The 10339-nt window shown below is 46.7% G+C and carries 9 protein-coding genes; 4 read left to right on the top strand and 5 right to left on the bottom strand.

Features of this window, described 5'->3' with window-relative positions:
- Window positions 1-284: 284 nt before the first annotated feature.
- The gene (locus V3S16_RS03045) at window positions 285-1400 is read right to left on the bottom strand and encodes a hypothetical protein (RefSeq protein ID WP_413883201.1); all 1116 of its coding nucleotides are present in this window, start codon (window positions 1398-1400) and stop codon (window positions 285-287) included.
- Window positions 1401-1861: 461 nt separating this feature from the next.
- Between V3S16_RS03045 and V3S16_RS03050 the strand changes: the two genes are divergently transcribed.
- The 4 genes from V3S16_RS03050 (at window position 1862) to V3S16_RS03065 (ending at window position 6912) form a co-directional block, all read left to right on the top strand.
- On the top strand, window positions 1862-3025 hold the full coding sequence (locus V3S16_RS03050) for an ABC transporter substrate binding protein (RefSeq protein ID WP_413883202.1): 1164 nt from the start codon (window positions 1862-1864) through the stop codon (window positions 3023-3025).
- Between the two features lie 84 nt (window positions 3026-3109).
- The gene (locus V3S16_RS03055; protein ID WP_413883203.1) at window positions 3110-3892 is read left to right on the top strand and encodes a GNAT family N-acetyltransferase; all 783 of its coding nucleotides are present in this window, start codon (window positions 3110-3112) and stop codon (window positions 3890-3892) included.
- The gene (locus V3S16_RS03060) at window positions 3882-4835 is read left to right on the top strand and encodes a hypothetical protein (RefSeq protein ID WP_413883204.1); all 954 of its coding nucleotides are present in this window, start codon (window positions 3882-3884) and stop codon (window positions 4833-4835) included. Before V3S16_RS03055 ends, V3S16_RS03060 begins: the two co-directional genes overlap by 11 nt.
- A complete protein-coding gene (locus V3S16_RS03065) occupies window positions 4822-6912 on the top strand; it encodes an MFS transporter (protein ID WP_413883205.1) in 2091 nt (696 codons plus the stop codon). The genes V3S16_RS03060 and V3S16_RS03065 overlap by 14 nt, the downstream gene beginning before the upstream one ends.
- Here the strand turns inward: V3S16_RS03065 and cbiR are convergent.
- The 4 genes from cbiR to V3S16_RS03085 form a co-directional block, all read right to left on the bottom strand.
- Window positions 6909-7703, bottom strand: coding sequence for a cobamide remodeling phosphodiesterase CbiR (gene cbiR, locus V3S16_RS03070; RefSeq protein WP_413883206.1), 795 nt, complete (start codon window positions 7701-7703; stop codon window positions 6909-6911). The two genes, V3S16_RS03065 and cbiR, sit on opposite strands and share 4 nt — an antisense overlap.
- A gap of 367 nt (window positions 7704-8070) precedes the next feature.
- On the bottom strand, window positions 8071-9024 hold the full coding sequence (cbiB, locus tag V3S16_RS03075) for an adenosylcobinamide-phosphate synthase CbiB (protein WP_413883207.1): 954 nt from the start codon (window positions 9022-9024) through the stop codon (window positions 8071-8073).
- A 20-nt stretch (window positions 9025-9044) separates the two neighbouring features.
- On the bottom strand, window positions 9045-10127 hold the full coding sequence (locus V3S16_RS03080; RefSeq protein WP_413883208.1) for a pyridoxal phosphate-dependent aminotransferase: 1083 nt from the start codon (window positions 10125-10127) through the stop codon (window positions 9045-9047).
- Window positions 10127-10339 (bottom strand): adenosylcobinamide-GDP ribazoletransferase (locus tag V3S16_RS03085; RefSeq protein WP_413883209.1); only part of this gene is annotated, 213 nt, incomplete at its 5' end. The genes V3S16_RS03085 and V3S16_RS03080, both read right to left, overlap by 1 nt.

The following is a 10339-nucleotide window of genomic DNA, read 5'->3' on the forward strand; positions in this document are numbered from 1 at the left end:
GCATTAAAGAGGATAAAGCTGAAGCTGAAGAACCCCGGGATGATGCCGGCAACCAAGAGGAAGGCAAAATGTAAGTAAGCCGATATAGAAGTTGCATCATCCAGTAGGGGCGTTGGTGAAAGATCGACGAAATTTCTCCTGAGCATCTAAACATATCAACTTTTACCAACAACGCCATTGTCACCAATATCATGAAGTGGGACGAGACCGCCGTTGAGGTCGTCTGACACGTGCGCCCCCGGCGCCGGGAGGGCTCCGTTGCCGTCCTGGCGCATCCCTCAGGGTCAATTGGGAAGATTGGAGAGACTCGGCACAGCAAAAAGCTGGGTCTTCGACGGCTTGAGCGGCAGCGATACGAATTGAGAACGAAATGTTTCGTTGGTGAGGGACGCCGCTTTGAGTAAGTTGAGTTCCTCAGGAGTGTCGTAATGAATCCCCTGCAACTCACCATTTTCCCAAAAGCAGAGAATGTGTTGGTTCCTCATATCCATCTCCGCGGCGTTGAAGATCCCCTGGAGCGTTCCGTTGGTGCTTCCTGTCGGCATCAGCGTCGTGTAGAAACCAATGCGGTAATCGATGATATTATTCAGTGTGAGAGTGAGCCCGCATTCGAGGATTGTGTGGTGTCCCTGTGAAGCCATGGTCGCCATGGGGAGTAACTGGATTACCGGCAGCAATTCATCAGGGATCATCTCCGGCAAGCCATCGATAAAAGCGTTGACGTGGCGAAAAAAGAAAAGCGCGTCGGCGGTAGTTCCGGAAATATCGCAACCTTCGGCGAGGCCGAAGGTGGAGTCGATCTTCTTGACCGTGCTGTTATCGTTCAATGTAATTTTCGAGAATCCGGAAAAGCCTTTGGCGCGCTTGAATTCAAGCGCTGCGTTGTGCGCGGCCTCGATGTGCGGAAGATTAGGAGCATACCCCCCCCCTCTCCGGGATCGCTGGTCACCACCAAACCCCGGGCCTACTCGCTGCTCCTTACGAAAGTCCTCGACGGCTTTGCCCACGAGTCCGCGGGTCTGGAGTGTCTCGTCCTCAATGATACCGCCGAAGAGGCGCATGAGGTCCCCACAGTCTGAAGCGGTCCACTGATCGGACTTATTGAACACTTTGATGAGGTTCTTCACGGTCAGCATGCTTGTGGTGCCCGCGTACTTTGGCCATATGGCGAGGTTGTTGCCTGCTATCTTGATGGCATTGTTCCAGAGCAACTCGGAGCTGCCTGTGTTGGCCAGTCCGAGTGCACAAATCTGCTCGATCGCGAGGGCGACCAAGTCCCGAAGTTGTGTGATGATGGGCGAGCTGTCGAAAACAAAATACATCCGTTTGCACAGTTCGGTTTCCAGAATCGCGCGACTCCTGCTGATCCTTATGACTTCTTCCTTGTCGATTGATCTCATCGGTTCCTCCTTCGTCCCGGTTTGTTTTGCGGTAGAGCGTATTCAAGTGCCCCTGAGGGCAAAGATGGGGACCTCTATAAAAAAAATAAACGATGCCGCAAATGCTAATGGCGGGATATTGTGTAATATTTTCGTAAAAGTGCTGTTTGCTTGTCAAGTGTTTTTTAAACTATTCTTATTGTAGCACACAATCCGACGAATGAGGATGGGGTATTATCAAATCATAATAAAATCGTATTTAAGCAAGTTTTGCCTAACCCTAAGTATCATATGCAATTACAAACTTCAATCTTGCTTTCTGAATCATTCTTGACAAATAAGTGTTGTATTGTTTACGATTACCTTGCATAGTACTAAATATAATTAACAATATAAGCCACCTAAGGTACACTGCTGAACCTGGTCTTATATAACGTTTACCGCAATTCGGATTCAGCCTTGAACTTAAATTGGAGACAGACATGAATTTCAGGATTAAAATGCTCAGCATCACGCTCGTTTTTCTCATGGTCGGCGCCGGAAACCTTTATGCGGGTGCCAAAGGCGATTATCCGACTACCCCTACGACCAATAATGGCAAGAAATGGCGGATCGGCTACTATGAAGGAGGACCATATATTAATTATCCGCTCAATTTAAAGGCGTTAATCAATGCATTTGCAGAACTCGGCTGGGTGCAAAAGGCGCAATTTCCCTTTGCAGCGGATGACACCGACACGCGTGAGTTGTGGGCCTGGATAACAAAAAATGTCAAAAGCGATTATTTACGGTTTATACCCGATGCCTACTGGTCCAACAATTGGGATGATGCCATACGCGCCAATACAAAAAGGCTCGTTTTAGACCGCCTCAAGAACAAAAAAGATGTCGATTTGATGCTTGCAATGGGAACCAAAGCCGGCCAGGATCTTGTAAACAACGAACATTCAGTAACCACTATCGTCATGTCAACCAGCGATCCTCTGCGCTCAAAAATTATCAAAAGCGCAGAAGATTCAGGTTACGACCACGTGAATGCACGCGTTGACCCCACCCGTTACGAGAGACAAATGCGTATTTTTCATGAAATCATCGGATTTACCAAACTGGGTATTGTCTATGAGATGAATACGCTTGACGGCCGAACCTATGCGGCCATCGATGATGTTGAAAAGCTGTCTAAAGAGTTGAATTATAAGATTTTTGCATGCAACGCGCCCTTTTCAAATATTTCCAAGAAAGAAGCGAAGAGGGCCGTACTCAAATGTATAACCAAGCTGGCACCCAAAATTGATGCTTTCTATTTTACGAATCACAGAGGTGTTACGCTGGCAAGTATGCCAAGACTACTGGCGCCTCTTAATAAACACAAGGTTCCAACTTTCAGCCAGGTAGGCACCAGAGAAGTCAAGCATGGTGTGCTTTTAAGTATTGCCCGGGCGGGCTTCAAGTATATTGCCCTTTTCCACGCTGAAACGATCGCCAAAGTATTCAACGGCGCTAAAGTGCGGAACTTGGAACAGGTCTTTAAAGATCCTCCCCGAATCGCCATCAACCTTAAAGCAGCTCAAATTATCGGCTTTGACCCGGCTGTGGATATTTTGGGGGCGGCTGATGAAGTTTATGACGAGATCCTGCAAAAATAATTAACCGGCGACCTGAGATAACCCACAACCTGAACGCATAAAATCATTTCATTTATTTTGCGATGTATTCAGAAAGGGGGCACTATGGAAACGAGACAATTGCTGGAAACCGGAATGATAGAGGAAAAACTCGAAGATTCCGGAGCCCAAGAAGTAGAATATTCAATGACATTTCTTGATGAAAGCTACATGCCCCAAATTATGGATTTACAGGAGATCATCGTTCAAAATCTGAGCCGCCAGGATATGCTGCAAGCCTTTTCATACGATTTTATGAAGGAACATATCGGCCCGAAAGGCTTTATTATGGGTATTTTTGCTGGAAAACGCCTGGTCGCATTTAGAAATGTATACTACCCGGACAGCCAGGATGCTGAATGGAACTTAGGAATCGATATTGGCATTCCCGACAAGGAGCTGTCCAGGGTTGCCAATCTTCAGATGGTTTGCGTTCATCCCACCTTTCGCGGCAATGCGCTGGCGTCTAAGATGAACCGTCACGCATTGCGTCTGTTGAAGGAACAGAACACACACTATCATATCTGCGCAACCGTATCCCCATACAATTTTTGGAATGTAAGGATCTTGCTAAAAAGCGGTTTTGTAATCAGAAAACTTAAGGATAAATATGGAGGAAAAATTCGGTATGTCGTTTATCAGAACCTGAAAAGACCTATACAATTTGAAGTGGAGACGTCAATATCTGCCCGGCTGAACGATATTGAAGAACAGAAAAAACTCTTCAGCACCGGCCTGTGCGGGGTAGCGCTTGAACAGCTTGCCGGCTTGGAATCCGCCCCCAGAGAAGACCTGGCAGGGTGCTTCAATGTTTTGTTTAAGAAACTAAAACTCGATCATGAAAGATGATTACATTGCTTACCGCTCCACCCAGACCCGCATCAGTTTCAGCAACAAGATTATATTGATCGTGTTAATGATACTGGCGCTTTCACAGGCTCTGGGTACCTACCTTAGTGTTTTATCCTTTGAGAAAACCTTTCTTAAAGCCATCACGGCAAAATACGAAATCCTGGGAAAAGACCTTAAACGTAAAATTGAGGGGGCCTTAAGATTTGGCAAAACCCTGGACCGCTTTGTTGGAATGGATAGAATGGTAAAAAAACTTTACAGGCAATCAGAAGATATCAGGGAGATATTTTTAACGGATTCCCATGGGAAGATCCTCTTTACCTCCGGCAAAGCCGAGTTTGTGGTTGCCAAGGGTGTAGCTGAAAAAGGAACCTCAACCGGCAAAGTTATATTGGGCCACTTCAAGGCAAGGGAACATTTCCCCGTTGACAGTCTTTTTGATTGGAAGGCCGCGCCACCCGTTATTAAACTCTTTGAGAAAAACTATTACGTGATGTTCCCTATTAAGCCTAAATACGGAGGTGATAAAGGTATCCTGTGCCTGGTTTTCAGTCAGTCAGTGCTGAATAAGGAAAAGATGGCCTTAATCAAAAGCTCGCGCAACAAACTGGCCGGAGCTGTAGTTCTAACGGCCGTTCTGATTGGGATCTTGATCAAGTTCTTCTTCGTAAAACCCGCCAGCCGGCAGGTCGGCCTGTTGGTCGATCTGATGAATAAAGACAGTGACGCCGACACTGTGGCCCAAATCGAGGTGCCTGAAGAAATCGAGGCCGTTCATCAAGATATAGCCCGATTCATTGCCTGGACAGACCAATCCAAAAGCGAATTATCCAGCGAGTTGAACAGGCTTGCAGGATTGACTGATGAAAATTCCGTGGCCGGATACAAGATAAAGCTGATGCAAAATGTTCTCGAAAGGAAGCAAGATGAAGAGGATTAGCCTGAACCGCAAACTCCTCTGGATTGTCCTGGGACTTATGGTGTTTTCACAGCTTATTTATCTGTATGTTAATGTGCGCTCTTATCAGAACAAGTACAGCCAGGTTGTCCGCTCCAATCTTCATACCGTCGGCATAAGCCTACAGGAAAACCTGAATAATATCCTGGAAAAAGGGATTTCCGTTAAAAAACTTTTCGGCCTTAAAGCTCTTTTAAAAGAGATCTTGTCAGATGCTCCCGAACTGGCCTTTATCGCCATTCATGAACCTTCAGGCCCATGGCTTTATTATTGCGATCGGAAAATATTTTTGAAAGGTCAGGAGCTTTCAGGAAGAAATGAGGTCGCTTTTCTTTCCAGTTTGACGTCTGAAGCCAGTCTTTCCTTTAACCTGCAAAAACCAGGAGAAGCGATCCAGGGCGAATTGGTCCTGGGTGTTAATCAGGAACTTATTGCCAGCAAGGTTAAAGAGATCGCCCTGGATACGGGAACGATTATCCTGGTCTCAATTTTAGCCACGATTGACTTTCTCTTTTTTATAATTGCCTATACCATCACTCTGCCATTGCGCAAGGTAACCGCTGAAATCCAGTTAGCACATGAAAAAAGGCTGATTAGTCTGGCCATAAGTCGCACGGGAATCGATTTTCTTGATTATATGCTGCTGCGCTTCGAGCAATATCGCAGCCGCTTCAAGGAAGAATGGATAAATCTGACTGCGATATCCAGATCTCTGACAAAGGCTTCCGGGAAATATCCCGGAGGACCTTTAGCCCGGGAGTCCCTGGCGAACATGAAAACCATTATCGACCGCTTCCACCTTGGAGGAGAGACCTGGACAAAAACTCTGTCCGTAGAATCGCCGGTATTAATCAGGCCTACCATTTTTCTCTTTGTATTTGCCGAAGCCTTAAGCATTTCATTTCTGCCGCTTTACGCCAAGGAGCTGTACCGCCCCCTGCTGAACCTCTCTGAGGAAGTTGTTCTGGGTTTGCCGATTGCGGCCTTTATGTTGTTTACAGTGATCAGCCTTCCCATGGGAGGGGCCTGGTCTGATATCTTTGGCCGCAAAAAAGCTTTTCTGACCGGGGCTGTCATCAGCGCAGCCGGTCTTTTTTTGAGCGGAACGGCTGATGATATTCTGGAGCTCATTATCTACCGTGCCATTGTGGGGTTCGGGTTTGGTACCGTTTATATGACGGTCCAGGGGTATATTGTCGATGTTACATCAACATCGAACCGGGCTGAAGGCATGGCCATATTTCTTTCGGCCTTTTATGGCGGCACGCTGTGCGGATCAGCCATTGGCGGTATGGTAGCCGACAGGGTAGGTTTTAGTTTTCTGTTTTATATGGGGGCTGTCATAGCTGTTGCCTCCATATTTTTTATGTACATGTTTATAGAGGAAAAATCGATACCCGGTCATCATGAAGGCAGGGTGCAGGAGATGGAAAATTGGTTTAAGGTCATGATTAATGCCCTGCCTTCGCCGCGTATGGCCGTCAAATTTCTCTCTGATCGTAATTTTGCGGCACTGACAATCTTCCAGAGCATACCCAATAAGATCTGCCTGATAGGTCTGGTATATTATTTGGCTCCTCTGATCCTGAAAGATCTGGGCACCACCCAGTCTGATACCGGACGCTGTATCATGTTATATAGTCTGATTATGATTATTTTGAGCCAGGGCGTATCAAAGTGGAGTGACCGATCCTTTACGACCAAAGCCTTCATTTTTTGGGGAGGAATCTTTTCCGGATTGGCCTTAGTGCCCTTTCTGTTTTGGACCAATACTTTTACAGTTGCCCTGAGCATCATCATGCTGGGCCTGGCACATACGCTGTCGGTCGCCAACCAAGCCAAACTCGCCTCCCAACTCAAGGTCGTAAAAGAGGCCGGATTGGGTCCGGGCCTGGGGATCTACCGGCAGGTGGAAAGAGTCGGAAACGTTGTAGCTCCGATCATTTTGGGGGCGCTGGCATCTTACATGGGCTACGCCAAATCCCTGGCCTTGATCGGTATATATACGGCCTTTTCAAGCCTTCTTTTTCTCTTGATCTACAAAGAGGAAAGTACTTAAGAAAACCAGCATTTTTCTAAAAAGTTTAATGAACTGACTAATCTGTCGTAAGAAAAAACCTCCAGAGACACCACCCCCTTAAACTGTTTTAATATTGGCATGATGATGTCGGTATTGACGGGTGACAACTTGTCCAGCGACAGATGGTCATGGCGGCTTTCAGCGCAATACAGATGGATGATTACGGTTCTTTGATAATATCTGTTGAAAGCTGCCTGAATATCAAATTGATTCACTATCAGATGACCAAGATCAATACAGACCGCAAGATTAAAATCGCTTATGATTTTTTCGACCCATTCCAAAGGATAATCCAGGTTTTCAATTGAGATAGATTCGGCTTCGATTCCGGCGGCAATTAACTGTTCCAAGCTTTGACGGATGAGTTCCTGCCAGCGTTTGATCTGTTCGCTCTCAAAGCCTGCTTCATCATATGGAAGATGAAGGGTACAGGTCGAAGGTGCCAGCGGTATGGTTAGATCGATGATCTGTTTGATGGTTTTTAGGGCGGTTAGCCGCTTGGACGGGTCCGGAGCGCCTAATGATATATCGAGCGGCAGATGTATATTATAGGTAAGATCAAAATCTTTGGCCAGCTGCCTGATCTGCTTGATTTCCTGCCGGGACGGCATGCCGGCCGGTTGGCTTTCAAAAAACAAAAGTTCGATTTCGTCCAGATAAGGACCCAGCATCTTGATATTGGGGGTGATATGATCAGGATAGATGAATGAGGTGGTGCCTAATTTGAATGGATACGCTCTTTTATATGATTTTGGCAGGGCCGGGTACATTCTCAAAATTTTCCAATAGTGGTCTTAATTACAGTTTTATATTCGACCCCAGTACGATCTGCCGGACCTACGGGGCAGGCAGGATTAACCCCGGTTAAATAGGCTTCGCATTTAAAGGGGCAGGCACGATTGACTGGATTTATTGTTTTCTCGGGTTGCGGCATTCGCCTTGTGAAAACACCAGACGAAACCGAGAAATAACAATCTCGCTTTCAGCGAGAACAAAAACCAAAAAATCCGGTGGTATTGTTCGTAGTGTGGTGAAACCTCCGCGTCAGCGGGCTTGGTTTTTCCCCTTTCGTCCCCGCTTTCAGCGGGACAGGCCGGAAAGGGGAAAAGAAAATCCTGAAGATCCTGTAAATCCTGTCTAAATAAAAATAATCATGATTGCACACAATATGCCCAGCCATATCAGTGCGGACAGCATCATCAGGTCACAGGCCCTTTTGATATGGATCGGGCCTGCTTGCCCAAACTGAAATCCGATAAACGGTTTTTTGACCAAACGTCCCTCATAATAATTAGGACCGCCGAGTTGAACGGACAGGGCTCCTGCAAAGGCGGCCTCAGGATATCCGGCATTGGGGCTGGAGTGGTTGGCACCTTCAGCCATGGCGGTTCTCCAGGTATACAAACCTCTGTGGGTAAGGATTTGAGCGCCGATTGCAATGACCGCAACGACCAGACGGGCAGGGATAAAATTGGCCACATCGTCGATTCTGGCGGCAACTTTTCCGAAATGTCGATAAGTATCGTTTTTATAACCGACCATGGAATCAAGGGTATTGACCATTTTGTAGGCCATCGCCAGGGGAGCGCCGCCGATTGCCGCATAGAACAGGGGCGATACAACTCCGTCTACAAGGTTCTCTCCGACCGTTTCAACCGTGGCACGGGCGATGCCGTCTTCATTTAGATCGGCAACATCTCTTCCTACAATCCTGGCAGCCCTGGTTTTGGCCTCGTGCGGCCGGCTCTGTTTCAGGGAGCGGTAGACTTCCAAGGCGGAATCTTCCAGGGATCGTGCCGAGACAGCGTAATAGATCAGCAGGATTTCTATCCCGACTCTGAAAAGAGGATGTATGATATTGGCTGCTTGAACCACAAAAGCTGTCAAAACCCAGGTCGCAGTAATTAGTGATATGGCAAAGAAAGTGCCGGATATAATCAATCCTGCCGGCAGTTTCCTGAAAACCGGCTCCACAAACGTTATGCCCTTGCCCATCCATCGGATCGGGTGGGGAAGAGACTCAGGATCTCCCAGGACAAGATCTAAAAGAAATGCGGCCGGCAGTGCATACCATGCAATCGAAAATTCCATTAGCCTCTTAGTTATGAAATTTAGATGCTGTGCAAAAAGTTTATAATTTTATCCGCCAGCATACGGTTAATATCTGTTGTTTTCAGCGAGATGCGGATAAAATACTCCGAAAGGCCCCTGAAATTTGAACAGTTTCTGATAAGTATTCTGTCGGCAGCCAAATGGTTGCAGAGAATGTTCGCTGTTATATTTTCATCCAGCTTTGCCAGTACAAACGAAGTTTTGCTGGGGAAAAGTTTGATACCGTCTACATCTTCAAAGGCCTCGGCCATATATTTTCTTTGGTTTTCAAGCAGCAGTATGGTTTTATCAATAAAAGCATCTGCTTCGTCCGTATGCTTCATCAGATAATCAACCGCCGTCTGAGCCATGCTGTTTACATTCCAGGGCAGCAGAAAGGGCCTGAACTTCTCAATGGTCTGGCCGGGTGCTATCAAAAAGCCGATTCTCAAACCGGGAATTCTGAAAATTTTGGACATGGAATTCAGAATCAAAACATTGGGAAAGCCGCTTTTAAACATGCTCAACCGCTCAGAATCATTTACAAACGGCAGGTAGGATTCGTCGATGACAAAATGTGTGTCCGGATGAAAGCGGCAAAGCCGTTCAAGATCCGCTTTCAGCATCAGAGTGCCGGTGGGGTTGTTAGGATTGCAGATAAAAACCGTATCATGATCACTTATTTGTTCGATGAGCACGTCGATATTCGGCTGGAAATCAAGCGACTCCTCTGTCATCAGATAATCGTACGGGACGTTGTGCATATTGCAGGCATCAGCATAACCGGCATAGGTGGGACCAAGGATCAGCGCTTTTTTGGTCTCAAGTGCTTGCGGAATAGCGCAAATGAACTGGGTGGTTCCATTGCCGGCAATGACATGTTCAGCATTGATGTTGTATCGGGCGGCAAATGCTAACACTGCTGACCGGGCGTCTACTTGAGGCAAAGCGGCAATCGCATGGATGTTTTTAATAATAAATTCAACCAGGCCAGTCAGGGGGGGCAGCGGATTAACATTGCTGCTCATATCAATGATATCGGACGGTGCACACCCCAAGCGTTGTGACAATTCATAGATATTTCCACCGTGACCGTTCAGCATTAAAACCCTCTAATGGAAACAAGCAAAAAGAGTAGTGATTCGGTTATTTCAGCCATAGCTCCCAGCATGTCACCGGTGATACATCCCATCCGTTTTTTGTAGTAATAAAGGAGCGTTAGCGTTATGGCCGCAAAAATGATGTTTAACCAGATCCCTTGCCACCCCAGGAAATATGAAAGCCCAATTGGTACAAGCAGGCCCCAAAAAGCACC

The sequence above is a fragment of the Candidatus Desulfatibia sp. genome, assembly GCF_036446775.1.
Classification (GTDB): domain Bacteria; phylum Desulfobacterota; class Desulfobacteria; order Desulfobacterales; family UBA11574; genus Desulfatibia_A.